This window comes from Acidimicrobiia bacterium, from assembly GCA_016650365.1.
Classification (GTDB): Bacteria; Actinomycetota; Acidimicrobiia; order Spongiisociales; family JAENVV01; genus JAENVV01.
On sequence record JAENVV010000030.1, the window covers coordinates 1 to 26301 of the forward strand.

Consider the following 26301-nt stretch of genomic DNA (forward strand, 5'->3'; position numbering starts at 1 on the left):
AGCGGGTATCGTTAAGGGACCATTGGGTCTGTAGCTCAATCCGGTAGAGCAGCGGACTTTTAATCCGTTGGTTGTGGGTTCAATTCCCACCGGACCCACCCCTCAATCGAGTGTGCATCCAGATTCCGCATAGGCACCTGCATGCACACTCGTTTCGCGATCGATTGTTTGGACAACATGAATCTGGTTTCCGTTGAAGGCGTCTCAAAGGCGTATCCCGAATTACCGATCCTCGACGACGTCACCATGGGCATCCACGACGGCGACCGGATCGGGGTGATTGGAGCCAACGGATCGGGCAAATCGACCCTGCTGAGCATCATCGCCGGAACAGTCGACGTGGACGCCGGACGGGTGATCCGTCGCTCCGGCACCCGGATCGCCTTGCTTGCCCAGGAACCCGACATCGATCCAACCACCACTCTGGCCGAGATCGCTGCCGAGAGCCACCCGACGCTGGTGCTGCTCGACCGATTGGGATTCAAGGACCTTGACCAGCGTATCGCCGACATCTCCGGTGGCCAACGACGCCGGGTCGCCCTTGCTCAATGTCTGGCCATCGATGCAGACATCACCATCCTCGACGAACCGACCAACCACCTCGACGTGGAGGTGATCGACTGGTTGGAAGACGAATTGGCCACTCGACCAGGTGCATTGGTCATGGTCACCCATGACCGCTACGTCCTCGACCGGGTCTGCACCTCCATCGTCGAAGTCCACAACCGCAAGCTCATGGGCCACCGGGGCACCTATCAGGATTTCCTGGTTGCCAGGGCCGAACGAGAAGCACTGGCAGAAGCCACCGAGCAGAAACGACAGAATCGAGCCCGTACCGAACTCGCCTGGTTGGAACGTTCGCCGAAGGCCCGGACCGGAAAGCAGAAGGCGAGGATCAAATCTGCCACCGATCTCGTCAACCAGGAGTCAGGTGTCATCGCACGGACCGCGCTCGAGTTTGATCTCCCGACTCGACGGATCGGGTCGAAGGTGGTCAACCTCGACAACGTTGGGATCACGTTCGGCGAAAACACCGTTCTCTCAGCGATCACCTGGCATCTGGCCGAAGATGCCCGGGTCGGTATCGTCGGACCCAACGGAGCCGGCAAGACCACCCTTTTGCGGATCATCGCCGGACGAATCACCCCCACTTCCGGCAAGGCAAGCATGGGAGACACCATTGTTCCCGGCTGGTACGGCCAGGATCCCCAACCGCTCCCCGCCAACCAACGGATTCTTGAGACCATCAGGGAAATCTCCGAGCAGACTCGGCTCGACTCAGGCATTTCCATCTCCGCGTCACAGTTGCTTGAACGATTCGGTTTTCCGAGTCGTCAGCACTCCACCCTCGTTGGGGAACTATCGGGAGGCGAGCGCCGCCGTTTGGAACTGCTTCGGGTGCTCGCAGAAGCCCCGAATCTCCTCATGCTCGACGAGCCAACCAACGATCTCGACCTTGACACTTTGGGTGCGCTGGAGGCCTACCTCGACAACTGGCCAGGTGCTCTGGTCGCCGCAACCCATGACCGGTACTTCCTCGAACGGGTGTGCACCGACGTGGTTTCAGTCCAACCGGACGGTTCCATCTTGCACCACCCCGGCGGCTGGGCAGCCTACCGGGCTGCCGAAATCGCACCCAAAACACCGAAACAATCAAAGCCTGCCCAGGCGCGCTCGGGAGGGACCGACTACGGAGCCCGCCTGTCCTCGAACGAACAGCACGAACACCGGCAGATCGAGAAACAAATCCCCAAACTCGAACGCCGCATCGCGGCCATCGAAGCCGATTTGGCGGTTGCCGGGACCGACTGGGAACGGGCTGCCGCACTCGGTGTTCAGTTGATCGAGGCGCGAGGGAAACTCGCCACTATCGAGGATCGTTGGCTCGAATTGTCCGAACGAACCACTGGTCCAGCCTGAATAGCGACCCTTGAGGGACTTACGCCCTCCAAAAGGGCCGAAAGTCTCATTGCCGACCTGCACCAACAGGAACCAGACTGCCTCCACAACCAATTATTGGAGGAGGCGTCGATGGGGGTCTTTACAAACGACAAGCTCCCTGGTCCCGGGATCGGTGCGTCCACCAACATCATCGACCACACCCGATGCCCGGGCGGTCGCACCTGCATACTCCACGCCTCAATCGGTTCAACGGCCCGGGGCGCCGGAAGTGACCACGCCGACAAAGTCCAAGCCTTCATTGAGCTCGCCGGTCATTGCCCGTACGACGCGGTCACCGTGCTCGTGGGTGACTCGCAGAACAGAGCTTCATGATCATGTCACCCCGGGCCAATCACTTGCTTGTCCAGCACACGGCTGACGTGGCCGTCCCGTTCGACGAGGCCAGTGATCGGATGCAACGCCATCTGGACATGCTTCTCGCCGACGTACACGGCGCATTGGAATACGGCGAGAGTATCCGGACCAGACTCGGAGCGGGCGGCAACCAGTTTCACATCGAGAAGTCCGTCAACATGACCATTGGTGCACCGCTTGAACTGACCGACCGTTTGGTCGTACCGTTGTGGTGGGAGGCAACCGGCCCACAGTCCCTATTCCCACGGATGGATGCAGATCTCATTCTGACCGACCGGGAGAGCTTCGGATCAGACCTCACCTTCCGGGGCCAATACTCCCCTCCCCTCGGACCGTTGGGCGAACTCATCGACCGCCTCATGCTCCATCGGTTGGCCGACGCCACGGGTCGCCAGTTCGTCGAAACAGCAGCCCGAGCCCTTACGGGCGCCTAGCACTACGACCTCCACATCGTCGAAGATCTGCATCAGATGCTCGTACCGCGCGGAGATTGGGTACCACTTGGCAACGCCGACGAGCAGAAGGAACCTCCGGAAGGGTCGGTTGATGCCTGGGCACGTTCAAGCGATAACCCCATCGATGGTTGGTACGATTGAGAAAGGATCTCAGAGGTCGGGTCGGCAACTACGTCGCTCCAGTTCTCGAAGGCCCCGCCGAAGTCGAGCACAACGCTCGCAACAACCGCATGCGGGCCATCTAGCTTCGCCTGTCGATCGCTTGGCACGAAAAAGAGCGATCGCGGTTGCGATTAGGTGGCAGCAGACACCCACTCACACCGCCATGATGGCCCACGGCGGAGATGCTCATGCCAACTTGATGGAAGGCAAAACCGATGCCGAGATGATGCAGAAGAAGGCCGAGATGGACGCCCACATCAAGAAACTCATCGAGCAACACAACTAATCCAACCGGCCGCGACCCCCTGTCGCGTTTGTGCAAGGGGCGGCCTTCGGCCGCTGTCGAAAACGGCCTGGCTTGTTCGTTGGTGAGCAGCACGTGGCGAACCAGGCCGCCGGGACCAAGGAGCATGCAATGGCCAAGTACCTATTGGCATCTTGCGGCGGCGGAGCGAATCCCGTGACCGGATACAGCATCGTTGAGACAGATTCAATAGCGTCCGCTCTGGGCCTCACCACGAGTTGCCCGATCCTCGATGACGCCGGCACGGTCGAACTCTGCGAGACCTTCAATGTAGGCAGATTTCTTCGTCGAGTGTCCATCCTCGTTCGATAATCCAATCTGGATGCACACTCGATTGAAGGAAACGGTCTAGCCGGATACCCGTTCCGGGTCGAGGTCCTGGTGTGCGCCGGTACGCAGATGGCAGGCGGCCAAATGATCGACCGAATCGCCGGCGACCTGAATGAGTTGGGGAGCATCCACGTTACAAATGCCCTCGACCGCGATCGGACACCGGGGATGAAACCGGCAACCCGGCGGAGGATTGATCGGGTTGGGGATTTCGCCCGGGGGTAGCGGCTCAAGGCGCCGGTGAAGGGGGTCCGGAACCGGAACCGCATCGAGCAACGCCCGGGTGTAGGGATGCTGGGGATGTTCATAGATCTCGGCGAGGGTACCGATCTCGATAATCTCCCCGAGATACATGATGGCGATCCGATCGCACACATACTTGGCCGTCGCCAGGTCGTGGGTGATGAACAGATATGTGAGGTCGAACTCTTCCTTAAGTTTCATCATGAGATCGAGCAACACAGCTCGAACCGACACGTCGGCCATTGCGATTGGTTCGTCGGCAACAATCAGCTCGGGCGCCGTAATCAAGGCTCTGGCGATCACGATGCGTTGGCGCTGGCCTCCCGAAATCTGGTGCGGGTACTTGCCGTAATACAGCTCTGGTGGGCTCATTCCAACATCGTCGAGCAGTGTTAGTACCCGCTGGGTTCGTTCTTGAGCGCTGAGCTCCGGCAAGTGGATCAAGGCCGGGTGTTCAATCGCCTGGCCGATGGTCATCCGGGGGTTGAGTGAGGCGAGCGGATCCTGAAAGATCACCTGCATGCGGCGACGGGTTTGACGGAGTTCCTCACGGGACATGGCGCCGAGATCCTGGCCGTCGAACAACACCTGGCCGTCGGTTGCATCCAGCAATCGAATTGCCAGACGACCAACCGTCGATTTACCGGATCCCGACTCCCCGGCCAGGCCGAAAACCTCGCCGCGCCGGATTTCAAAAGTAATTCCATCTACCGCCCGAACGTTCTTCTTCTCACCGCGATCGAGAAGATTGGCGATCAGGCCCTTGGTAACCGGGAACCACTTGCGTACCCCGACGAATCGAACGAGTGCATCACTCATCGGGCGAGCTCCACCGTCTGGTCATCGTATAGCCAGCAGGCGGTCTCCTGGTCGGCCCGCACCGCGCGCAGGACCGGCACCTGGTCCGAACAGATCGGCAAAGCCTTTGGACACCGTGGATGGAAGGAGCACCCGGGTGGCGTGAACGCCAGGTTGGGCGGTGAACCGTCCATCTTGTACAGCTCCTGACCGTCCAACTCGATGTTGGGTACCGACTTCAAAAGACCTTCTGCATACGGGTGCAAGGGTCTGGCAAACACATCTCTAACGTCGCCGATCTCCGCCATTCGGCCCGCGTACATGACGGCCACGCGGTCGGCGATCTCGGCGACCACCCCGATGTTGTGGGTGATCATCACAATCGTCAGGTCGAACTCGTCGCGTAGTTCTCTCAATAGGTCAAGGAATTTGGCCTCAACGATTACATCCAGAGAGGTGGTCGGTTCGTCGGCGATCACGAGATCGGCATGCAATGCCAGAGCGAGGGCAATCATCACGCGCTGGCGCATGCCGCCCGAAAACTGATGGGGGTAATCGTCGATCCGCTCGCGACGAATCCCGAGTCTCTCGACGAGTTCGGAGGCCCGGGTCCGAGCGCCTGCCGCGGTGGTGGTCTTTTCGTGGGCGAGAATCGTCTCCGTGAGGTGATCGACTATCCGCTGAACCGGGTTCAGCGAGGTCATCGGGTCTTGAAACACCATTCCCAGCCTGCTGCCCCGAAGCGAACGCATCTCGCGAGAGGACAGCGTCATAAGGTCATGACCGCCAAACAGCAACTGACCGCCAGTGATTTCGCCCGGCTTCGTGATCATTCGTAACATGGCTTTGCCAAGTGTGGATTTCCCGCATCCCGACTCGCCAACCAGGCCAAGGATCTCATTCTTGCGAATATCGAACGAGACGTCGTTGACCGCCTTCACCGGTCCCTGCCTGGTTCCGTACTCGACCGACAGGTTGCGGACGGAGTAGAGAGCGTCAGTCATCGTTCACGCAACTTTGGATTGAATATTTCCATGAGTCCCTCACCAAGCATCGTGAAGGTCAGGACCACGATCATGATGGCCAGGCCAGGGAACGTCGAGAGCCACCAGGCGTTCTGGATGGCTTCTCGACCCTGGTTGAGATCGGCTCCCCAATCGGGGATGTTGGGAGGCAGGCCGAGACCCAGGAACGACAAAGCCGCTCCGGTGAGAATGGCGTCGGCAACGTTGACCGAGAAAATAATGGCTACCGATGGAATCACATTCGGGAACACATACTTACGAACGACCTGGCTGACCCGAGCACCAATCGATCGGGCAGCTTCGACGTACAACTCTTCTTTGACCGAAAGGGTTTGGCCGCGCACAATCCGGTAGTAGGTGGGGATGTACAGGACAGATATGGCCACCACCACGTTGAGGACGCTCGGACCAAGCACGGCCGTAATGGCAATCGCCAGGATCAAACCCGGAAAGGCATACATCGAATCCATGATGAGCGAGATACCGCGATCGAGTGCTCCACCGGCATACCCCGCCAATAGTCCAAGGGGTACGCCAATCACCAAGGCCGCCAGAGCGGCGGCAAAACCTATGAGGAATGCCACGCGCGTCCCGTGAATCAATCGGCTGAGCACATCCTGGCCGAGTTGATTGGTACCGAGGATGAAGCCACCCTTCTGAACTGCGCCTTCCTCCATCGCGATGGGACCGACCTCGGCGATCGTCGGGTATCCACCAAGGAGCGGCTCCAGAACCAGCGACGAGCCACCCGCAGCAATGACTTCCCCATCGGTGAGAGCGGTGAGCATTTGTTCTCCAGTGTCATACCGCTCGACCTTCAACCGAATCCGCTCATCTATGCCTGCCGCAGCGAGTTCTTGTGTCAGCCGATCAGCCTCATCGCGGGCTGCTTCGGATGCGTTGCTGCCGGCGACTACCCCGAATGGGACACGACCATCGCGCGGAAGATCGCCAATGCCGCCGATGCCACTGTCTTCAAGCGTGAGAAGAATCAACCGATCAGGATCGGCTCCCGGGGCCAGGAGCCGGGGACCGACCTGGGCCAACGGATCATGCGGAGCAAAGACACCAGGAAACAGGGCAAGTGCAAACAAAACCACCAAAACAACCGCACTGATGGCAACGAACCACCAATCGACGCCATACCAACGCCGGGCCACAAACATGCGTCTGACCAACCCCACCCGCTCAAGTTCAGCGGACAACAGGTTGTCAGGATCGAGAGGAGAATCGTTCGACATCAGTACCGCACCCGCGGGTCAAGCAGTGAATACAAGATATCTACGGCAAGCGAAATCATGGCGACAAAGATCGCAAACATCGTGACAACGCTTTGCACGGCCGTGAAGTCGCGAGCCAAGATTCGATCAATGAGATACCGGCCCATGCCTGGCCAGGAAAACACCGACTCGGTCAAGACGGCTCCCGCCAACAGGATCGCCACCTGGAGACCGATCAAGGTCACCACCGGGATCATGGCATTCTTCAAGGCGTGGCCATAGACGACCACCAGCTCCTTGATACCTCGAGCCCGAGCCGCGGTGATGTAATCCTGCTGGAGCGTCTCGATGACGTTGATACGGGTCAGTCGAACGAAGACGCCTGACAGAACCAGCCCGAGCGTGGTGACAGGCAGAACGAGGTGAATCAGAACGCTTCGAAACGCCACCCAGTTTCCGGACAAAACGGAATCAATGACAAGAATATTCGTCGTACGTTCCAGCCCGATCCCGGTGATCGCGTCGATACGGCCCGAGACCGGCAGCCAGCCCAATTTCACACTGAAAATGAGCTGAAACATCAATCCGAGCCAGAAAACTGGAATCGAGTAGATGATCACCGAGAACAGGCGAATGGCGTAGTCAGGCGCCTGTCTTCGTCGGTGAGCGGCAATCGTTCCAGGGATCAGGCCGATCAGCAGAGCAAGCACGGTCGCCGGCACCACCAGCTCCAGCGTGGCCGGGAACCGTTCGCCCATTTCATCCGCAATCGGACGGCGGCCCTCGGTCAACGCAGTCCCGAGGTCAAACCTGGCGACATCGCCCAAGAAGCGACCGTATTGAACGATCAGCGGGTCGTTGAGACCCAGATCGTCGATCATTCTGGCTTTCAGCTCCGGCGAGCCCCTTGGCCCGAGCGCACTCGTGACAGGATCACCGGGAAGCAACCGCAGAACCACGAAGATCACGGTCGCCAGAATAAAGATCATTGGAAGGGTGAGGATGATCCGGGTTACGACATAGCGCCGCAAACCTGAGCTTCCCCGCACAAACACATATGTCAAACCCGCCAAAGCAGGAATACCGATTATCAGGAATGTGAGTGCCAAAGGATGCACCCAGATCCTCCTCTGAAGAACGGGAAAATCGGAAACAGTCAGAGGAGGGGGCGGGACGTCCGCCCCCTCCTCCGATCGTCAATACCGTGTTATTTGCTGGTATCCAGCAACTCGTAGTGCAGATCGAACGTCGGCCCAATGTTCAGGGATTCGATCGTTGCCGCGGCATCGTCGGCCGAGATGTAATCCCAGTAGACGACATGCTCCGGCAGGAAGAACAGCGGCAACGTGGTTACGTTCTCGGCGAACTTCTCCTGCAGGTCCGCATACAAGGCTGCCCGGGCATCCACATCCGTTTCGGTGCCTGCCTGGACCAGCAGGTCCATGAGCGCCTGGGCGTCGGCGTCAATCGGCTCGTTGGTGTCGGGGTCGGTAATCATGGTTCCGAGTCCACCGTTGTTCATGAACGGGGCCAGATAGTTGTCCGGGTCCGGATAGTCGAAGAACCAGCCCAACAGCGAAACCGCATAGTCCTGGCCTCCGATGACGGCCCCGATGTAGGTTGACCACTCTTGAGAGATGATCTCAACATCGATCATGCCGGACGCCTCATACTGCTCGCTGAGGAGCTGAATAAGGTCGGCTGCCGTGCCACCGTAGTGCTCTGGCGGATACGCGACCTGGAGCTGAAGCTTATTCGTCTCCGAATAGCCCGCCGCCGTCAAGAACGCCTGAGCGGCCGGAATATCGGGAGCACCGAACACATCGTCGAACGCCTCATTGGCTCCAAGGAAGCCGACGGGGATCATCGAATAGAGCGGTTCGGCAGTTCCGGCATAGACCCGGTCGGAGATTTCGTCACGGTCGACGAGCGCCGCGAGGGCTTTTCTCACATCCGCATTGTCAGTGGGTGCCAGTTGATGATTGATAACCATGAACCGCACACCACCGCCGGGAACGGTGCCCACAGTCAGACCGTCGACGCCTTCGAGTTCCGCCAGCAGATCTGGTTGGCCGATGGTCCGCCAGGCAATATCGATCTCACCCCTGCCGTCTTTAACAGTTTCGATGGCTTTGGCCATCGTCGGAGCGTCGTTGAAGTAGCGGATGATGATTCGGTCGACCTTCGGAGCAGGAGCGGAACCGGCGTAATACGGGTTCGGCTCCAATACCGTCTGCTCCCCTGGAACATACTCGGTGATCATCCACACGCCGACACCGTAGACCGGCGCGTCGGGGAACTCGACGAGGGCATCCAACGGAAAATCAGGGTGCATAGGCATATACGGTGCACCGGTCACGACCTGGGGGAAGTAACCGAAAGCATCCTTCAGGGTGATCTCCACCGTGCGGTCGTCGACGGCCCGATAGGACTCGATAAATGGTGTGCCAAGCGCACCACCGACGCCGCCGGATCCGTCAAGCGTAAGCATGCGGGTGAGATGATCAACATACATGTTGGCGTCCAACTCGGTACCGTCGCCAAAGAAAATGTCATCTCGCAGATTGAACGTATAGACAAGTCCGTCATCACTTACCGAGTAGTCACTCGCCAAACCGGGAACGATGTCGGTCGTACCTGGAGCAAAGCTAAGCAAAGCCTCTCCGATGTTCCGGAGGAGTTCCCAGTCGTGAATGGCGTAGGCGTCGGCAGAGTCAAGTCCGGCGATCGAGTCTGTCGTTCCGATAATGATCGTTTTCGGACCTGCAGGTTCGGCAGGCACCGTTGTATCGGTTGACCCGGTTGTCGTGGTCGGTGCTGCTGCCGTTGTGTCGGGCGTGTCAACCGCGGCCACGGTGGTGGTCGAAGAATCTCCCCCACAAGCGGCGGCCAACACCGACAAAACAACCAGCAGAACAAGCCATTTAGTGGTTCGTTTCATAAATAGTCCCTTCTTGTATGCATCCAGCCAGGCAGATGCGGCACCTAAACTACAACTCCCAAGTCGATCGCGCTCACGCACGGCCGGAATCGCAACGCGAACGCTAGCCCGCCAGCCGCGGGTCGTCGAAAAACGATCTGATTGCGATACTGCTCGCAAGACGATTCGGCCCACATGTCTTGCTCTACCCTATGTTCTGATGGTTAGCCGATTCCTTAACAAGCCCAAGCGAGACGAGGCCGGGCCCGCCTTAAGTACCACCGGAGACACCGCGGCATTCCTTGGCGTGTCTGTCGTGGTCGGGGTCCTGGTCGGAGCGGCCGCGGCAGTGTTGATCTGGTCCACCGACGGGCTCTCTGAAACGCTCGGCCGACTTGGCGAAGGGTGGGGAGCCGGCAAATACCTGGTTCTCATCACCCTTCCTCTCGGCCTGTGGGCGGCTCACACGATCTCAAAACGATTCGCTCCCGACACCATCGGCGACGGCGTCCCGGAAGCCACAGCTGCGCTGGCCCTGCACTCGGGCTATTTGCCTACCCGGTCCCTATTCTACAAGATCCTCGTGACCGCATTGTCCATTGGCGGTGGCGGGTCGGCCGGCCGGGAGGGTCCGATCGTGCAGATCGGCGCCACTATCGGATCGTCGATCGCCCGCCATACTGGCCTTACCGAGGACCAGGTCAAGAGCCTGGTCGCCGCAGGAGCCGGGGCCGCAATTGGCGCCGCCTTCAACGCCCCTATCGCCGGCATGCTGTTCGCCATGGAGGTCATCCTCGGAAACTTCGCGACCCGACACCTCAGCTCCGTCGTGGTTGCGTCGGTGGCCGCGGCCGTCACCACCCGGAGCCTGGTCGGTGCTGAAGAAGCAGCACTGCGTGCTCCCCTCTACCTACTCAATGACCCACGTGAGCTATTCCTTTACGCGATTCTCGGCCTTCTGGTGGTACCGGTCGCCTGGGCGTTTCTGAAACTTCTCGACCGAGCAGAGCGTCCTCCCGAATGGATCGCCAAACGAAGCTGGCTGCGTCCAATCACCTTTGGTCTGATCGTGGCGGGGCTCGGCGTCATTGAGCCAAGTATCCTCGGGACCGGGCAAGACTTCATCAACGAAGTCCTCCGCGCCGCGACCGGGGGTTCGTTTGTTTGGTACACCCTCTTGGCCATAATGGCGCTGAAGGTGCTGGCAACGTCCATCACGCTTTCGTCGGGAGGGTCTGGTGGGGCGTTCTTCCCCAGTCTCTTCATCGGTGCGACGCTTGGCGCCTCGTTCGCTCTCTTCGTGGCGCCGATCTGGGGCTTTTCCTACCTCAATCCGGGAGCATTCGCGGTCGTCGGAATGGCGGCCACCTTCGCGGCTGTCGGACGAGCCCCATTGACGGCGATCCTGATCGTGTTTGAAGTAACTGGACTCGAATACGGCCTGGTGCTTCCGCTCATGCTGACAACGATTCTGGCAACGGCAGTCGTTGACCGTATCCACCCCGAGAGCGCCTACACCATGCCGCTCGTGAGACGAGGAATTCGACTCGTCCGGACCACGGAAGTCGACTTACTCGACACCGTCAGCGTGCGCCAGGTCATGGCTCCGCCGCGCTCCGTACCTCCGACCTACACCCTCGACGAAGCCAGTGCTGTTTTTGACCAATACCGTCACCACGGACTTCCGGTAGTCGACAAGGACCGGCTGGTCGGAATCCTGACAGTGACCGACATCGTTCGGGCGCGGGCCACCCCAGACAAGCCAACCGCCCGGGAGGCGATGACGACCCGGCCCGTAACGGTGACCCCCGACACCCATGTATCGGTAGCACTCGAGCGCATGGCCGCTCTAGGCGTCGGGCGACTCCCGGTTGTCGCCAACGACAACCCGAACAAGCTGGTCGGCATTTTCGGCCGGGACGGGGCAGTTCAGGCCTACCACATCGGTCTGGCATCCAGCACCGGCCAAAGTCTCGACCGTCAGCGGTTCCGGCAACGGACCGACCCGGGGGCTTCGTTCTTCGACTTCCGCATTCCGCCCGGATCCGTGGCCGACGGACAACCACTGCGCGTCGTTCCATGGCCCGAAGGTTGCACCCTTGTATCGGTTCGGAGGGGTAGAGCGGTGATGGTGCCAACGGGTGATACTGCGCTCATGGCCGGCGATGTCATTACGGCATTCGGCACCACGGGCGGCCGGAGCAGGGTCATCGAACGACTCAATGCCACGGCTGACGAACCCACCGCCGAGATCATGCTCCACGACGTTGCGGAATCCGGGCCGGAAGAGAAATAGCTGCCACGCTTTGTGGTCAACCGGACAGCCTCGTTCGGCCTAATTTCGGGACCGCCGGTAGCCTGCACTCCAACCAGTACGCCTTCGGCCAAACCGGCGTTCACCCGGTGGACGCCAACTGAGGAGACAACCCATTTGACCAAGTGCAGACAGCTCCTGGCGTTGCTAGCAGTTCTAGCGTTACTGGCCGCAGCCTGCGGAGGTCAATCAACCGCCAGAACCACCGTCACAACCGGTGATACCCTCGGGGCGGCCGATCCTATAGACGCCTCCACACCCGAAACCACGGAAGACGATTCCGCCGCCAAGCCTGGCGAAGGAATCGAGCTGACCATGGCGCGCGCCAACTGGTCGTCCGGCTATTTCCAAGCAGCTGTGTACCGCCAACTCCTAGAAGAGCTTGGCTACATCGTCTCAGACCCATCCGAGCTCGAACTTAGCCCGTCGACGGCGTACCTCGGTATGGCCCAGCACGATTTCGACTTCTGGGTCAACAGCTGGTACCCGGGCCACGCGAGCTGGCTCGCTACCGAACTGCCTGACGGAACGAAGGTCGGCGACCATGTCAGCGTGGTGGGTGAGGAAATGATGGCCGGCGGGCTGCAGGGCTATCTGATCACCAAGGCCTTCGCCGACGAATACGGCGTCACCCATCTCGATCAGATCAATGATGATCCGGAGATCCTGGCTGCCTTCGACGCCGGCGACCCGGTCCCCGGAAATGGCATCGCCGACATTTACGGCTGCCCGGAGACCTACACCTGCGACAACGTCATCGCGAACCAGATTGCTTTTTCCGGTTGGGAGAACATCCGCCAGATGATCGCTGATTACGATTCCATGGTTGGTGAGGCAATATCAAAGGCACAAGCCGGCGAGCCGATGATTATCTACACCTGGACGCCCAGCGCACCTATTACGAAGCTCATTCCGGGTACCAACGTTTACTGGCTAGCGGTCGACGAAGTCATCGACGACTCCAACCCGACCAACCAGGAAGGCGGCGAGTCCCACGACCAGCGGCCCGGAACGGCCAACCTCGGGGCGGATGTCTGTCCGGCTGCAGCCGGCGCAGATACGTGCCAACTCGGGTGGATTGCAGCTGACATTCAGGTGACTGCCAACAACGACTTCCTGGTCGAGAACCCGGCTGCCGCCAAACTGTTGGAACTCGTCAAGCTCCCGATCGTCGACGTTTCGCTCGCAAATATCGAACAGGATGGCGGACGCAACAGCAACGACGATGTCAACGCCCTGGCGTCCGAGTGGATCGCGAACAACCGCGACTTCGTCGATGCCTGGATCAACGAGGCAGCCGCGGCAGGCAACTAGCCACGGCGTTGGCCCTTGGTGGCTATGTTCTGGATATGCACACGTCAATTCGCCCCTTGCAGGCGAGCGACTGGCCAGAGTGGCGACGTCTCTGGACGGCCTACCTCGACTTCTACAAGACAACTGTCCCGGACGCTGTGTATGCCACCACATTTGCCCGCCTGTTGTCCGATGACGCCCACGAGTTTTCCTGTCTCGTCATTGAAACTGAAGCGGGACTCGGCGGACTCGCCCATTTCTTGTTCCATCGCGACACGTGGACCACGGCTGATACGTGCTACCTCGAAGACCTCTATGTCGACGAACCTGGGCGCGGCACGGGCCTGGGACGGGCTCTGATCGAGGCGGTATACCAACAGGCCGACCTGGCTGGAGCGGCCGGAGTCTATTGGTTGACTCAAGAGTTCAACACGGCCGGTCGTCGACTCTATGACCGCATCGGCAAGCTCACGCCATTCGTCCAATACGAACGGCCATGAATAAACCTGCCGTGCCCGGCTCCCGATGTCTCTATCGTTGAACCCATGAACGTGAGTTCCATCTGTGACTAATCCGCTGACCGGCCTCGGCTGGTCCGACCACTGGGAGCGACTCCTCGCCGGGCGTCCCGGCGAACCAGCGCGGGTGATCCGCCACGACGCCAAAGTTCTTACCGTTCAAACCGCTGAGGGGATCATTCGCATTCCTGTCGATAATTCCAGCGCCAACATCGTCGTTGGAGACTGGATCACCGTAGACGGGGGACGATTCGGAGCTCTGGCAGAGCGTTCATCGCTGCTCACCCGACCCAACGTTCGAGGCACGGGTGACCAGGTGCTGGCAGCCAACGTCGACGTCGTGTTCGCGGTCTGCGGGCTGGATCGTCCGCTCCCGGCCGGTCGGGTTGACCGGTTGGCAAGCCTGGCATGGGACGCCGGAGCCGCCCCCATCCTGGTTCTTTCGAAAACCGATCTCGCTACTGACCTCGCCGATATTCGAAAAGAGATGGAAACGCTCCATCCCACGTTGGCCATCCTGGAGGTTTCTGCGACGACCGGTGAGGGCATCGCCGAAATGCGGGATGCCACCGCCGGCAAAACAGCCGTGCTGATCGGGGAGTCGGGGGCCGGTAAGTCCAGCATTGTCAATGCCATGCTTGGCACCGATGCGGCCGAAACCGGGACGGTTCGGGAAGGAGACGGGAAGGGGCGCCATACGACCACCGCCAGACAGATCCACACCGTCCCCACCGGCGGTTGCATCGTCGACAGTCCCGGCATCCGCCAGATCGGGATGGTTGGCAATCCTGATGCAGTCGATGCCCTGTTCGATGATGTAACCGACCTGGCGGCCGACTGTCGATTCAACGATTGCTCGCACACTTCGGAGCCAGGATGCGCCATCCTGGCGGCCGTCGAATCGGGAGCGGTGGACCCGTTGCGATACGAGCGATGGCGCGATCTGGTTGTTGAAGCGGAAGACACCCAGCAGCGGGCCGATGAGCGGGCCAAACGGGAACTCGCCAGGAGCCAGGGCCGAGGCTCCAAAGGAAGACCGAGGCGGCGCTAGCCGTCCGTCCTTCGACCCAGCGCAATCACAACCTGTGGGACAATCAGGCCCGTGAACGAAGTCATCGCCCACCTCACGGCCCTCGGAGCCGACTACGAGACACTCGACTGCGACCCTAGTCTGGCTGACACAGCCGACTTCTGCGCGGCCTACGGCTTCCGACTCGAAGAATCAGCCAACGCCATACTCATCGCCTCAAAGCGACCTCCAGGGCAATTCGGGTTGTGTCTGGCCCTGGCCAGTACTCGCCTCGACGTCAACCGGGCGGTTCGCGATGCCATGGGGGTCAAAAAACTATCGTTTGCCTCCGCCGAACAAACCGTCGAGGCGACCGGGATGATGATCGGCGGGGTTACCCCGTTCGGAATTTCCGCAGACGTGCCGGTCTATGTCGACGAAGCGGTGATGAATGTTCAGCGGGTGATCGTGGGTGGAGGGTCCCGTTCACTCAAACTCCGGGTCGACCCGGAGGTATTTGGTCGAATGCCAAACGCTCACATTGTGGCGGGCCTGGCAGCTCCGATCGGTCCATCCGCCGACAGCATCTGAAGCTCATGAATGGCGTTGCAGTGAGCAACGTACGAGGCGAATATCTGACGATTGCCGATGTCGTAATATGGCAATAAGTCAGCCACCCCCGCCTCATCGAAGCTGTCCTGGCGCTGGGTCACCAAACAATGATGACCCACATGCTCAAACGTGATGGTCACGATGGTGGGATTTGACCAATCCGGCGCCTTCCACTCGTGCACGATCCGGTTGGGAGCATCCCATTCGAGGACCTCACCGATCGTGTGGTCGGTGCCATCGGCGAACCGTTCATGCAGGCGCTCGTTTCGGGCGAAACAGATGTGCTCGGCTGCAGTGCCCTTCGGGGCAAAGCTGTACGGAAACACACCGTTACGAGGCCACCAGGTGTTGATCTGGTGGGTGAATACCTCAAATGCCTTGGCCGGCGACAAGGGGACAGTCGCCGAAACTTCGGTCCACATCCAATAGCCTTTCCACCCTCGACACTAGGCCACCTTCACCCCAAGCGCCGACCTTCCGCCCGGTTTCTGACTCGGTTTAATCGGTATGGGCAGCTTCGCGGACGGCTTTGGCGACCTCGATCACGACATCGCCATTGAATACCGACGGGATGATGTAGACAGGACTCAGTTGCGAATCGGTTACCACTTCGGCGATGGCCTTGGCAGCCGCCAACTTCATGGCCTCACTGATTTCCGAGGCGCGCGCATCGAGTGCACCTCTGAATACACCGGGGAACGCCAATACGTTGTTGATCTGATTCGGATAGTCCGATCGCCCGGTCGCCACCACCGCTGCATACTTGCGGGCTTCGACGGGGTCGACCTCCGGGTCCGGGTTGGCGAGAGCGAAAATGATCGCCTTGTCGTTCATCCGTGCGATCTCTTTGGCGTCGAACAAGTTCGGCGCCGAAACACCGATGAACACATCCGCCCCGTCAAGGGACTCCAGGATGCCGCCGGTCATCCCGGCTTTGTTCGTGTTATCGGCCATCCAAAGCTTGGAGTTGTCGACCAGTTCACGGCCTTTGTGGATGATGCCCTTGGAGTCAGAAACGATGATGTCCTTGACGTGCTCAGCCAGCAACATCTTGGCGATGGCTACTCCTGCCGCGCCGGCACCAGACATGGAAACAACCACTTCGTCAAACGTCTTGCCAACTACCTTGAGCGCATTGCGCAAGGCGGCGACCACCACAATGGCGGTCCCGTGCTGATCATCGTGAAACACCGGGATGTCCAACAGTTCCCGCAGGCGCTCTTCGATCTCAAAACAACGGGGAGCGGCAATGTCCTCCAGGTTGATCCCACCAAACACCGGCGCGATGAGCTGCACCGTGCGGATGATCTCTTCTGTGTCCTTCGTGTCGAGACAAATCGGGAACGCATCGACGTTGGCGAACCGCTTGAACAGGGCTGCTTTGCCCTCCATGACCGGAAGCGCCGCCAGGGGCCCGATATCACCGAGGCCGAGAACGGCAGTGCCGTCGGTCACGATGGCAACCATGTTCCCTTTGACAGTGAGATTCCGAGCATCTTCCGGGTTCTCGTAAATCGCCATGGACACCCGAGCCACGCCCGGGGTATACGCCATCGACAGCTGATCGCGGTTACGTAGATCAACTTTGGAGCGGACTTCTATCTTGCCTCCGAGGTGCATAAGGAAGGTGCGGTCGGAAACCTTGTGGACCGTGGCTCCCTCGACAGCTTCGACTGCGGCACTGATGGCCAAAGCATGGTCCGAGTTCGAGGCGTTGACCGTCACATCGATAACGGATCCCCGTTCGTCGGTCTCGACAAAGTCGAAGGCCACCACTTGACCCTCTGCCTCACCAATTGCAGTCGTCACCCGACCAATAGCAAGTTGGTCGGTCGAATCGGTAATCACCCGCAACGTTATCGAATAGGAAGCGCTTGCCATGATGGTTCCTTGGTTGAGTCGTTCAATAAAGCCTAGGACTTCTCCAAGCTCTGTTGTGTTACCCACCATACTGGCGATCCGCAACGCCATTCAGCCCCGTATAGATAGGGCAAACGAGAGGATATCCATGATTCAGCTAAAAGAGACGATTACGGTCTCTGCCCCCATCGAAGCTGCCTTTGATTACACCGCTGAGTTCGCGAACACCCAAGACTGGGACCCGGGCGTCGTCCGAGCGAAAAAGGCATCGAGCGCTCCAGCCAAAGTCGGAACAGCTTTTGATCTCGTAACGACCTTCAAAGGTCGCGAGAGCGAAATGACGTATACGATCACCACGCTTGACAAGCCGCATCGTCTCGTGCTGGCCGGGGAAGGTGACATCCTGTCAGCGGTCGATTCCCTGGAGTTTTCCGAGACTGCCACGGGGACAGAAATCCGTTACACGGCCGATCTCACATTCAAAGGACTGGCCAAGATTGGCACGCTGTTCGTTCGCAAAGACCTCGACCAACTCGGTAGCGACGCCGTCAACGGATTGAAAACTGCCCTGGATTCGAAAAACTAAAGCTCGGCCAGTCTACGAAGGCCCTCGACGAGGGCCATCCGATCTTCGGGCCGTTCCCTGGTCTTGTCGGCCATGTGGGTGATCCTCGGTGTACGGTCCAACCAGAACTTCCCCGATGGGACCTCCTCGTCAGTCGATGCCAGCCATACCATTGTGTCCGCCCCCTCTTCTGGGGACCGCAACAATGGCCCAATGAGCTTTGAGAAGGCCGGGAGCGAGTCGGAAACTCCGGGCGTATCCGACCAGCCCGGGTGCATCGCACTCACCGTGATCCGCCGATCGGCCAGGCTCTCCGCCCAGATCTCGGTCAGGATGACCTGTCCCCGTTTCGTCCGAGCGTAGGCAGCCGTCCCCGTGTACTCACCGGTCTTGAACTGCAAATCAGCCGGCCGGATTCGCTGCGAGTACATCCCCCCTGACGATACGTTGATGATCCGACCGCCGTCCTTGATGTGCGGCAGTACCGTTTCCGTCAACAAGAAGTGGGACAAGAGATTCGTCGCCAGGGTAAGTTCGAGACCCTCTGACGTTTCGGTTCGAGCGGCTACCAGGACCCCGGCGTTGTTGATCAACGCGTCAATGGGCGGACCGGCTGTCAGTCGGTCGGCGAGGGCGCGCGTCTCGGCCATCAGGCTGAGGTCGGCCAATTCGACAGAGATCGCTTCGTTTCCCGTGATTCGCTGGATCTGGCGAGCTGCTTCTGCCGCCTTCGCCTGGTTGCGGCCCACCAGCACGACCGCTGCCCCGAGGTCGGCTAATTCACGCGCCGCCACCAAACCGAGGCCCGAGGTCGCCCCGGTCACCACGATCCTGCGACCTTCGATTCTGGGCAACGGCTTGAAGTTGCCTTTGCGAAGCCCGTACCCCACAGACGTGAAACTAAAGAGAAGGGTCCGATCAAGGATTTGATCAAGGCGCGAGTTCTGCTTCATGCGACGAATGTACCCTGGAACGCTCCATACCGTACATTGGAGAGAGGCTCAACCATGAAAGCTGAACTTGCGCCTAGACTCACGTCATAACCACTCCGGGGAGCTCGGGCCAACGAGCTGAGAGGGAAGCTGACAACGTCGCTTCCGACCCGCAGAACCTGAACTGGATCATGCCAGCGGAGGAAGCGTGTGGAAACCTCATCACAAGTGGGATCCTCATCCTCCAACGGAGGAGGATCGAACTTGAAACTTTTTGCCACCGTCATCGTCGCCAGCTTCGTCCTGGCCGCCTGCTCGACAACCACCACCGACGAACCGGCCGAACTCGTGTTACTCACCCACGACTCTTTCGCCCTATCTGAGGGAACGTTGGACGCGTTCACTGTTGAGACCGGAATTAAGGTCACGGTTCTCGAAGGCGGTGATGGTGGATCCCTCGTTACGCAGGCGGTTCTCAGCAAGGACAATCCGACGGGAGATGTTCTGTACGGAGTCGATAACACGTTGCTAACCCGGGCACTCGACCTGTTCGTGCCGTATGAATCCCCTGCCCTCTCCAACGTCGACCCTTCCCTGGTGACGGACGCACGGGTGACTCCCATCGACTTCGGTGATGTTTGCCTGAACTATGAGAAGTCCGCCTTTTCCGAGGTCGCTCCCCCCGCGGGCCTTGATGATTTGCTCCAGCCTGCCTACGCCAACATGCTCGTTGTTGAGAACCCGGCGACTTCCTCGCCAGGCCTGGCGTTCCTACTGGCAACGATCGTCGAATACGGCGAGGATGGCTGGCAAGACTATTGGACGGACCTGCTCGCCAACGGAACGGTCATTGCCCCAGACTGGGAGACCGCCTATTACACCAACTTCACGGGCGGCGGAGGAACCGGATCGCCGATTGTGGTCAGTTACGCCTCTTCACCACCGGCCGGCGTCATCTTTGCTGAGGAACCGACTGACGAAGCGTTGACTGCCACAGTCACCAATGGCTGCTTCCGCCAGGTCGAGTACGCCGGAATCCTTAAGGACTCCGAGGCCGCCCGGAAGCTCGTGGACTTCATGCTGTCCAAGGACTTCCAGGAAGACATCCCTCTCAACATGTTCGTCTTCCCTGCCCGCACCGACGCGGCGCTACCTACCGAGTTTGTCGACTACACCGAGATTCCTTCTAACCCCCTGACCATGGACCCCGAAACGATCGACGCCAATCGCGACCGATGGATTGACGAGTGGACCCAAATCGCCGCTCCCTAAGGTGGCTCGTAGCCATCCCGACGCTGTTTTTGGCGTACTTCTTCGTCTATCCGCTCGTCTCGATTCTGTGGGTGAGTCTGACGTCCGGCGACGGACGCTCATGGGCTGAGATACTCCAGACGGCCCGGATCGGGAGGGTGGCGTGGTTCAGCGTCTGGCAAGCCGCGGCCTCGACCGTCCTAACCGTGCTGCTTGGCATGCCGGTGGCATGGGCCTTCAGTCGATTCGACTTCCCGGGACGACGACTACTCCGAGCAGCCATGACCATCCCGTTTGTAATGCCCACGGTGGTAGTGGCAGCTGCGTTCATGGTGTTGTTCGGACGCACCTCAGCGCTGCCCCTCGTCGAAACCGTCTGGATCATCCTGATCGCCCACGTCTTTTACAACCTGGCGGTCGTCGTGCGTGTAGTCGGCGGCATGTGGGAGTCCATCGACGACCGCCTTGTTGAGGCAGCCCGCACCATGGGCGCCAATCGCTGGACGGCGTTTCGGACGGTCACCCTCCCATTGCTCCGTCCGGCCATCGCCGCAGCCAGCGCCATCGTCTTCTTGTTCTCATTCACGTCCTTCGGAGTAGTTCTGCTCCTCGGCGGTATCCGGTACTCAACCATCGAGGTGGCGGTTTGGCGCCGCTACTTCCTCCTCGATCTCCAGGGGGCCGCCACCCTGGCCGTTATCCAACTCATCGGCGTGACCGTGGTGCTGACCGTATACGCCCGTTGGCAGCGAAAGCGCCAAACCCAACAGGCTGTCCGGACGGGACGACTACCAGCCCCAACCGGGTGGAAAGAGCGCACGGTTGTGTTTGGGATTATCGGTGCCGCCCTGATCGGCGAACTGGGACCATTGGTAACGCTGGTCGTTCGATCCTTCACGACCGCCAATGGCTACGGGTTCGCCAACTACGCTGCATTGACGAACCCGGACTCGGCCTTCCTTGTCACGCCCGCTACCGCCATTGGTAACTCATTGCGGTTCGGCCTCGCAGCCGTGGCCCTGGCGGTACTCATCGGCGGTTTGGCTTCGGTCGTCATCGCCGCCCGCCGAACCTCAACATGGTTCGACACCTTGCTTATGCTCCCGCTCGGGACCTCCGCGGTGACAATCGGATTTGGTTTCATCGTCGCGCTCGATTGGCCAATCGACCTGAGGACATCAACCATGCTGGTGCCGATCGCCCACGCCCTCGTAGCGATCCCGTTCGTAGTCCGAACCACGGTTCCGGTTTTGGCATCGATTCGCAATCATCTGCGCGAGGCGGCCGCCACCCTGGGGGCGTCTCCGCGCCAGGTGCTCCGCAAGATCGATTTCCCGATCGCCGCCAAGGCACTCGCCGCCGGTGGAGGATTGGCCTTCGCCGTCTCGCTCGGCGAGTTTGGAGCAACCAGTTTTATCGCCCGTCCGAGCGCACCAACCTTGCCGGTGGCTATCTTCCGATTTCTCGCTCGGCCGGCCGAGGCAAGTTTCGGTAAGGCGATGGCTATGAGCACCATTCTGATGCTGGTTACGGCAGTCGTGATTCTGGCTATCGATGGGTATCGGGCAGGGGACCTCTAATGCTGAACCTACGAGACGTCTCGGCAGCCCTAGGCGGAGTCACCATCGTCCATGACGTCGATCTGCAGGTTGCGGATGGCGAGATCGTCGGGTTGCTTGGGCCAAGCGGAGCGGGAAAGTCCACACTGCTGAGAGTGATCGCCGGGCTGGTTCCGCTCACCCAGGGCGTCGTTAAGTGGGCTGGCGAGGACCTGACAAACGTGCCGCCGCACCTTCGCAATTTTGGCTTCATGTTCCAGGACTATGCGCTCTTTCCGCACCGTACGGTTGGTAGAAATGTGGGGTTTGGGCTTGAAATGCAGGGCGTTCCCGACGATCAGATTGCTTCGAAAGTGGGGACCTCCCTGGATTGGGTTGGACTGTCCGGAATGGAAAAACGGGCGGTATCGTCGCTGTCGGGCGGCGAGCAACAGCGAGTTGCCTTGGCCAGGGCGTTGGCCCCCAAACCTCGACTACTTCTACTTGATGAGCCGGTCGGCTCATTGGATCGGGAGCTGCGAACCCGGCTGATCGACGAACTGGCCGACATGCTTCGAGAGCGGGAGCTAACGACCATCGTCGTGACACACGACCAAGGTGAGGCGTTCGGACTGGCCGACCGTGTGGCAGTAATGCGTAACGGTCGAATCGTTGCCTGCGCCGCCCCCGACAGACTGTGGAGGGAACCGCCAGACGAATGGACAGCCCGCTTTTTGGGGATGACCAACATTGTCGACGATCCCCAAAGAGGCAAAGTGCTGGTCCGGCCCGAAGCAATCTCGATCGATCCTAAGGGCGAACCTGCCACCATCGAGTCGGTGTCGTTCGACGAGGGGCGCTACCGCCTGGTCACGACCACCGCTTCCGGGAGACGGCTCACGTTTACCACCGCCACGGCTTTCACTCCCGGAGAAGAGATTCTTATCTCCATCGACCCTACCGGAGTCGTTGACCTGTCGAACTGACAGCGATATATGATCGACGGATGTCGACCACACCCGGTATCGCCGTCAATGCCGAGAGCGTCAATCCTCTCCTCAGAGACCTTGCACGCGGAGCCTGACCAGCACAAGACCGTTGCGCGAGACGCTCAGCGGGATTGGTCACGGCGTCCATCAATGCCCCGGCCGTGACATGATCACTATCCGGAAGGAGATCGTCCGGAATGGGCTCTAGAGTGCCGGGTATGACAGAGATGGGAACGGATTGGCGGGTGGTCGATGGCGTTGCGACGGCATGGTTCGACGCGCGTTCGCTGATCGAGGGGGCTGCGCTGGCCGGGCGCATCGTGGAGCTATCGCCCGGGATCGTGGTTGACCTGCGCGCGACGGGCATGCGGGTGCGCCTCGACTCAGACGGGCACGCCGAGGCGGTGTCGGCGGCCGCGCGGGATCTCGGGCTGGCCGCGAACCCTGCCGTGCTGCAGCACCTGAGCGTCGTGTTCGAATCCGCGAACCCGACTGTGGTGAGGCGGTTCTGGCAGCGCGTGCTCGACTACGCGCCTGGGGAGGACGGCGGTTTGGCGGATCCGTTGCGGCGCGACCCCGCGATACGGATCCGGCAGTCGACGGAGCCGCGGCCGCTTCGAAACCGCATCCACCTCGACGTGGTGCGGCCGGCCGCGGCGGTCGAGCAGGCGAGTCTTGGTGAGGCATCCGGACCGTTCGGGGTCTGCCACACCGACCCCGACGGCAACGAGGTCGACCTGGTGCCGGGCCAGGCGCTCGGGCGAGACGATCGGGACAGCCGACTGGCAGGCGGTGTTCAGCGCGATGGCGTGCTACCGCACCACCTCGCCGACGCAGCAGCGTGACCTGGCCGCCGCAGCAGCGGCGCTGGCCGACGACACGGGCTTCCCGCTGCTGGTCGACCTGCGCCCCGGGCTCGTGATCATCGACAGCGGTAAGGACCAGTGGGAAGACGACGCCCACGGCCTCGAGCTCGACTTCACCGACCTCGCCGGAAACCTCCAGACCGCTGCCCGCGAACTCGGGGCCACTGCGGATCAGGGGCTGCCGCGCTTCGCCCAGCTCGTCCTCGACGCCGCCGACGTCGCCGCGGTCCGCGCGTTCTGGGTCGCCGCACTCGGATACACCCACGACCGGCGAGCCGGGGTCAGCGACATCCACGATCCGCGGCAGCTGAACCCGGTGCTGGTGTTCCAAGAGCTCGACGCTTCGGAGACGGAGCGGCGCCGGCAGCGCAACCGCATCCACTTCGAGCTCGCTGTGCCGTTGGACCACGCGCAAACGCGTCTCGCCACGATCGTCGCAGCCGGTGGCCGGCTCCTTGAGGAGTCGGAGGATCGCTGGCGGGTCGCCGACCCCGAAGGGAACGAGATGGTGATCGTCAGTGGGGCATGAGCTCGCCTGGCCACCGCACTGCTAGGCGACGATCCGAACGTCGCCGATGATTTCCTCGACCAGCATGTCGATGAACTCGCTCGACTTCACAACGCAACTCGCGGCACGGCAGGACCGGAACTTGTCCTCCCCACGGCGCCTGCTTACCGCGGCTCGTGATCACCGGCGATTAAGGCGAGCCCCTCGGCGAAACCATCAGGAAGCCGGCGGGGTTTGCCACCGAGATCAGTGATCGCGGCGGTCAGCTCGATGGTTGCCAACAGCTCGTCGTCGCGGTACATGCGCTGGCGCCAACTCGTGCTGACCCGCCGGGTCTCAATCATTTCCGTTTCGATTCGGACGTCGTCGCCGCCCAACGCCGATTTGAGGAACTTCACGGCGACCTCCGTGACGACGATCTGACATCCCAGGGCCTGGAGCTGGCCCATCGAGAATCCGATCTCGGCGAGGGCATCAATCCGGGCCTGTTCAAAGAAGGTCAGATAGAGAGCATGGTTCAGATGGTTGTACGGGTCGACTTCTGACCAACGAACCCGGACGGTGTCGACATGGGCCATGCCCGAGAACCTAGCGCCTACGCCTCGCGCCTGGAGGCCAGGATCGCCCCGACGATCACCAGGCCAATTCCCACCACCGCCACACCCGTGACTTCATCGGCGAGAAGTACGACGCCCAGGATCACCGACACGACGGGGATGAGATAGGTAATAAACGAGGCCCTGGTCGGCCCTACCCGGCCGCTCAGGTTCCCCATGATCACGAAGGCCAGTCCGGTGCCTACCACCCCGATGAACAACACCGACCCGAGAGCAGCCATCGAGAAATGGGAACCTGCGAGGGAAGCCAGTCCAAATGGCGACACCCAGATGGTGGCGAGAGACAACATGCGACCCATGACAGGGAGAGACCCGTACTTCTGTTGTAGACCGGTTGCGATGTTGAGAGCGATGCCGTAGCAGAGCGTTGCAACCAGCACCATCACCACCCCGTACCAGGCAGTCTTACCTTGTCCACCAGACGAAATCGAGATCAGCGCCAGCCCGACCAAACCCAACATGAGACCTCCCCCCTGGGCGAGGCGCGGCAGTCGTTTGAGGAGCAAGCTGGCGACGAGTGCTGCAAAAATCGGCGTGGCCCCATTCAGCATCCCGGTCACGGAGGAGTTGATGTATTGCTGCGCCAACGGAAACAACGTGAAGGGAATCGCCACCCAGAGAAACGACAACGCCAACAGCTTTGAACGATCCTCTGGCTCAATCGGCTTGCGAGATCGCGGCACCAACGCCAGGGTTGCCGCCCCGGACGCCACTCTCAACCAGGTGATCAAACCAGGATCAAAATCGTTCAATGCGATGGAAATGAATAGAAACGAGGATCCCCAGATAAGGGCGACGGACAGAAACAGTCCCCAGTCGCCCGCTGCAAAAGCTCCACGGTTCGTGCCATCTGAGGTTGAGATGATCCGGGTTCCCATCAGCCGGGAACGTTAGCGGTCCCCAGATATCCGCGTTGTGGTCACCGAAAGTATCGCGAAATGCGACCTAGACCACTCTCAGCGGTATAAGGTGTACGTGAAGCGAGGTTGATGCTGGGAGGCGATTGAAGTCAGTCTGAGCAAATCCCTGGCCGACTGACTCACACAACGCGGTCAATTCCCAGTACCTTGCTTCACTGGCTGGCGTCGCCCTACCCCCTTTGGGCGGCGCCGGCCAACCTTTTCTTTCCACCGGACCGTCGCGTCGCCTATCAGGTGCTGGACGGATCACAAGATCCCCCCACCCCATCCGTTGCGTATGCCGGCTACGTACTTGCATTCCTTGGAGCCCGCACAATCAAAACCTGGAAATCAAAAGCCGGCTGCTGGTGACAAAACGGCTTTGCCTAGCTGGGAATCGGTCGCGCTCGGTGATTCGGTCTCGCAGACGCAGAAACGGTTGCGCCTATTCCCTCCGCTCCGCAGTGGTCGCTGGTTTTTCGGACCGGTAGTTTCGACGTCCTGACCGAGGCTTTCATGTTCGGGAGTCCGCGGCGAGTCCGCACGGAGACGGGGTGTGGTGCTCAATCAGGGCAGTGAGGTGACGACCCAGCTGGCGATGGCGACGCACGCCTGAGCGCGTTCGACGGCCTTGGCGGCTGCCGAAAGTGGGATCTTGTCAGGCTCGTACTCGGCCTTGGTCTTCATGGGGAGCAAACGCAAGACGCAGGACCGATTATGCGACAAAAGAACCCGACCCAGGCATCGCCCGCTCGCA

24 protein-coding genes, 1 tRNA gene, 1 pseudogene and 1 riboswitch are annotated in these 26301 nt (G+C 60.4%); of the genes and pseudogenes, 16 read left to right on the plus strand and 10 right to left on the minus strand.

From position 1 onward, the window contains the following. Window positions 1-24: 24 nt before the first annotated feature. The 6 genes from JJE47_01705 to JJE47_01730 all read left to right on the plus strand — a co-directional run bounded on the left by JJE47_01705 (window position 25) and on the right by JJE47_01730 (window position 3549). A tRNA-Lys gene (locus JJE47_01705) sits at window positions 25-98 on the plus strand. Window positions 99-141: 43 nt separating this feature from the next. Continuing rightward, window positions 142-1920, plus strand: a complete 1779-nt coding sequence (locus JJE47_01710; GenBank protein ID MBK5266128.1) for an ABC-F family ATP-binding cassette domain-containing protein — start codon at window positions 142-144, stop codon at window positions 1918-1920. A 111-nt stretch (window positions 1921-2031) separates the two neighbouring features. After that, the gene (locus JJE47_01715; protein MBK5266129.1) at window positions 2032-2274 is read left to right on the plus strand and encodes a hypothetical protein; all 243 of its coding nucleotides are present in this window, start codon (window positions 2032-2034) and stop codon (window positions 2272-2274) included. Next, complete coding sequence (locus JJE47_01720) at window positions 2271-2750, plus strand: hypothetical protein (GenBank protein ID MBK5266130.1); 480 nt, start codon at window positions 2271-2273, stop codon at window positions 2748-2750. The genes JJE47_01715 and JJE47_01720 overlap by 4 nt, the downstream gene beginning before the upstream one ends. 283 nt (window positions 2751-3033) lie before the next feature. Next, window positions 3034-3219, plus strand: coding sequence for a hypothetical protein (locus tag JJE47_01725; GenBank protein MBK5266131.1), 186 nt, complete (start codon window positions 3034-3036; stop codon window positions 3217-3219). 129 nt (window positions 3220-3348) lie between these two features. After that, window positions 3349-3549, plus strand: coding sequence for a hypothetical protein (locus JJE47_01730; protein ID MBK5266132.1), 201 nt, complete (start codon window positions 3349-3351; stop codon window positions 3547-3549). A 36-nt stretch (window positions 3550-3585) separates the two neighbouring features. On the opposite strand, the gene JJE47_01735 is transcribed toward JJE47_01730, so the two are convergent. The 5 genes from JJE47_01735 to JJE47_01755 all read right to left on the minus strand — a co-directional run bounded on the left by JJE47_01735 (window position 3586) and on the right by JJE47_01755 (window position 9794). After that, window positions 3586-4629: an ABC transporter ATP-binding protein gene (locus JJE47_01735; GenBank protein ID MBK5266133.1), complete on the minus strand. Its 1044-nt coding sequence runs from the start codon at window positions 4627-4629 to the stop codon at window positions 3586-3588. Further along, window positions 4626-5612, minus strand: coding sequence for an ABC transporter ATP-binding protein (locus JJE47_01740; GenBank protein ID MBK5266134.1), 987 nt, complete (start codon window positions 5610-5612; stop codon window positions 4626-4628). The genes JJE47_01735 and JJE47_01740 overlap by 4 nt, the downstream gene beginning before the upstream one ends. Beyond that, the gene (locus tag JJE47_01745) at window positions 5609-6874 is read right to left on the minus strand and encodes an ABC transporter permease subunit (protein MBK5266135.1); all 1266 of its coding nucleotides are present in this window, start codon (window positions 6872-6874) and stop codon (window positions 5609-5611) included. Before JJE47_01745 ends, JJE47_01740 begins: the two co-directional genes overlap by 4 nt. Continuing rightward, window positions 6874-7842 (minus strand): ABC transporter permease, encoded by a 969-nt coding sequence (locus JJE47_01750; GenBank protein ID MBK5266136.1) that lies wholly within the window; start codon window positions 7840-7842, stop codon window positions 6874-6876. The genes JJE47_01745 and JJE47_01750 overlap by 1 nt, the downstream gene beginning before the upstream one ends. Before the next feature lie 218 nt (window positions 7843-8060). Next, window positions 8061-9794: a peptide ABC transporter substrate-binding protein gene (locus JJE47_01755; protein ID MBK5266137.1), complete on the minus strand. Its 1734-nt coding sequence runs from the start codon at window positions 9792-9794 to the stop codon at window positions 8061-8063. A gap of 199 nt (window positions 9795-9993) precedes the next feature. Here JJE47_01755 and JJE47_01760 point away from each other — a divergent pair, with 199 nt between their 5' ends. The 5 genes from JJE47_01760 to JJE47_01780 all read left to right on the plus strand — a co-directional run bounded on the left by JJE47_01760 (window position 9994) and on the right by JJE47_01780 (window position 15498). Continuing rightward, a complete protein-coding gene (locus JJE47_01760) occupies window positions 9994-12069 on the plus strand; it encodes a chloride channel protein (protein ID MBK5266138.1) in 2076 nt (691 codons plus the stop codon). A gap of 135 nt (window positions 12070-12204) precedes the next feature. Further along, window positions 12205-13401, plus strand: a complete 1197-nt coding sequence (gene proX / locus JJE47_01765) for a glycine betaine/L-proline ABC transporter substrate-binding protein ProX (GenBank protein MBK5266139.1) — start codon at window positions 12205-12207, stop codon at window positions 13399-13401. Window positions 13402-13436: 35 nt separating this feature from the next. Next, on the plus strand, window positions 13437-13880 hold the full coding sequence (locus JJE47_01770) for a GNAT family N-acetyltransferase (protein ID MBK5266140.1): 444 nt from the start codon (window positions 13437-13439) through the stop codon (window positions 13878-13880). Between the two features lie 64 nt (window positions 13881-13944). Further along, a complete protein-coding gene (gene rsgA, locus JJE47_01775) occupies window positions 13945-14949 on the plus strand; it encodes a ribosome small subunit-dependent GTPase A (GenBank protein ID MBK5266141.1) in 1005 nt (334 codons plus the stop codon). Window positions 14950-15000: 51 nt separating this feature from the next. Beyond that, window positions 15001-15498, plus strand: a complete 498-nt coding sequence (locus tag JJE47_01780) for a hypothetical protein (protein MBK5266142.1) — start codon at window positions 15001-15003, stop codon at window positions 15496-15498. Here JJE47_01780 and JJE47_01785 read toward each other — a convergent pair. After that, window positions 15444-15941 (minus strand): SRPBCC domain-containing protein, encoded by a 498-nt coding sequence (locus JJE47_01785; protein ID MBK5266143.1) that lies wholly within the window; start codon window positions 15939-15941, stop codon window positions 15444-15446. The genes JJE47_01780 and JJE47_01785 overlap by 55 nt on opposite strands. Window positions 15942-16017: 76 nt before the next feature. Then, window positions 16018-17400, minus strand: coding sequence for an NAD-dependent malic enzyme (locus tag JJE47_01790; GenBank protein MBK5266144.1), 1383 nt, complete (start codon window positions 17398-17400; stop codon window positions 16018-16020). Window positions 17401-17527: 127 nt separating this feature from the next. On the opposite strand from JJE47_01790, the gene JJE47_01795 reads away from it, so the two are divergent. Then, a complete protein-coding gene (locus JJE47_01795; GenBank protein MBK5266145.1) occupies window positions 17528-17965 on the plus strand; it encodes an SRPBCC family protein in 438 nt (145 codons plus the stop codon). On the opposite strand, the gene JJE47_01800 is transcribed toward JJE47_01795, so the two are convergent. Continuing rightward, a complete protein-coding gene (locus JJE47_01800; protein MBK5266146.1) occupies window positions 17962-18897 on the minus strand; it encodes an SDR family NAD(P)-dependent oxidoreductase in 936 nt (311 codons plus the stop codon). The genes JJE47_01795 and JJE47_01800 overlap by 4 nt on opposite strands. Before the next feature lie 86 nt (window positions 18898-18983). Continuing rightward, window positions 18984-19099: riboswitch (TPP riboswitch) on the plus strand. A gap of 41 nt (window positions 19100-19140) precedes the next feature. Between JJE47_01800 and JJE47_01805 the strand changes: the two genes are divergently transcribed. The 4 genes and pseudogenes from JJE47_01805 (at window position 19141) to JJE47_01820 (ending at window position 24049) form a co-directional block, all read left to right on the plus strand. Next, window positions 19141-20148 (plus strand): thiamine ABC transporter substrate-binding protein, encoded by a 1008-nt coding sequence (locus JJE47_01805; protein ID MBK5266147.1) that lies wholly within the window; start codon window positions 19141-19143, stop codon window positions 20146-20148. Further along, entirely contained in the window at window positions 20124-21707 is a 1584-nt protein-coding gene (locus JJE47_01810) for an iron ABC transporter permease (GenBank protein MBK5266148.1), read from the plus strand. The genes JJE47_01805 and JJE47_01810 overlap by 25 nt, the downstream gene beginning before the upstream one ends. Beyond that, window positions 21707-22651: an ABC transporter ATP-binding protein gene (locus tag JJE47_01815; GenBank protein MBK5266149.1), complete on the plus strand. Its 945-nt coding sequence runs from the start codon at window positions 21707-21709 to the stop codon at window positions 22649-22651. Before JJE47_01810 ends, JJE47_01815 begins: the two co-directional genes overlap by 1 nt. 221 nt (window positions 22652-22872) lie before the next feature. Next, window positions 22873-24049, plus strand: a pseudogene (locus JJE47_01820) (hypothetical protein). 143 nt (window positions 24050-24192) lie between these two features. Here the strand turns inward: JJE47_01820 and JJE47_01825 are convergent. Then, complete coding sequence (locus JJE47_01825) at window positions 24193-24606, minus strand: acyl-CoA thioesterase (protein MBK5266150.1); 414 nt, start codon at window positions 24604-24606, stop codon at window positions 24193-24195. 17 nt (window positions 24607-24623) lie between these two features. Then, on the minus strand, window positions 24624-25523 hold the full coding sequence (locus tag JJE47_01830) for a DMT family transporter (GenBank protein ID MBK5266151.1): 900 nt from the start codon (window positions 25521-25523) through the stop codon (window positions 24624-24626). Window positions 25524-26301 lie beyond the last annotated feature (778 nt).

Bases quoted from the DNA above. Each gene is read 5' to 3' on its own strand.
- JJE47_01825 (MBK5266150.1), bottom strand. From the start codon at position 24,606: ATGGCCCATGTCGACACCGTCCGGGTTCGTTGGTCAGAAGTCGACCCG.
- JJE47_01815 (MBK5266149.1), top strand. From the start codon at position 21,707: ATGCTGAACCTACGAGACGTCTCGGCAGCCCTAGGCGGAGTCACCATC.
- JJE47_01720 (MBK5266130.1), top strand. From the start codon at position 2,271: ATGATCATGTCACCCCGGGCCAATCACTTGCTTGTCCAGCACACGGCT.
- JJE47_01785 (MBK5266143.1), bottom strand. From the start codon at position 15,941: ATGTGGACCGAAGTTTCGGCGACTGTCCCCTTGTCGCCGGCCAAGGCA.
- JJE47_01760 (MBK5266138.1), top strand. From the start codon at position 9,994: ATGGTTAGCCGATTCCTTAACAAGCCCAAGCGAGACGAGGCCGGGCCC.
- JJE47_01715 (MBK5266129.1), top strand. From the start codon at position 2,032: ATGGGGGTCTTTACAAACGACAAGCTCCCTGGTCCCGGGATCGGTGCG.
- JJE47_01795 (MBK5266145.1), top strand. From the start codon at position 17,528: ATGATTCAGCTAAAAGAGACGATTACGGTCTCTGCCCCCATCGAAGCT.
- JJE47_01730 (MBK5266132.1), top strand. From the start codon at position 3,349: ATGGCCAAGTACCTATTGGCATCTTGCGGCGGCGGAGCGAATCCCGTG.
- JJE47_01745 (MBK5266135.1), bottom strand. From the start codon at position 6,874: ATGTCGAACGATTCTCCTCTCGATCCTGACAACCTGTTGTCCGCTGAA.
- JJE47_01790 (MBK5266144.1), bottom strand. From the start codon at position 17,400: ATGGCAAGCGCTTCCTATTCGATAACGTTGCGGGTGATTACCGATTCG.
- JJE47_01830 (MBK5266151.1), bottom strand. From the start codon at position 25,523: ATGGGAACCCGGATCATCTCAACCTCAGATGGCACGAACCGTGGAGCT.
- JJE47_01740 (MBK5266134.1), bottom strand. From the start codon at position 5,612: ATGACTGACGCTCTCTACTCCGTCCGCAACCTGTCGGTCGAGTACGGA.
- JJE47_01735 (MBK5266133.1), bottom strand. From the start codon at position 4,629: ATGAGTGATGCACTCGTTCGATTCGTCGGGGTACGCAAGTGGTTCCCG.
- JJE47_01755 (MBK5266137.1), bottom strand. From the start codon at position 9,794: ATGAAACGAACCACTAAATGGCTTGTTCTGCTGGTTGTTTTGTCGGTG.
- JJE47_01750 (MBK5266136.1), bottom strand. From the start codon at position 7,842: ATGATCTTTATTCTGGCGACCGTGATCTTCGTGGTTCTGCGGTTGCTT.
- JJE47_01710 (MBK5266128.1), top strand. From the start codon at position 142: ATGCACACTCGTTTCGCGATCGATTGTTTGGACAACATGAATCTGGTT.
- JJE47_01800 (MBK5266146.1), bottom strand. From the start codon at position 18,897: ATGAAGCAGAACTCGCGCCTTGATCAAATCCTTGATCGGACCCTTCTC.
- JJE47_01770 (MBK5266140.1), top strand. From the start codon at position 13,437: ATGCACACGTCAATTCGCCCCTTGCAGGCGAGCGACTGGCCAGAGTGG.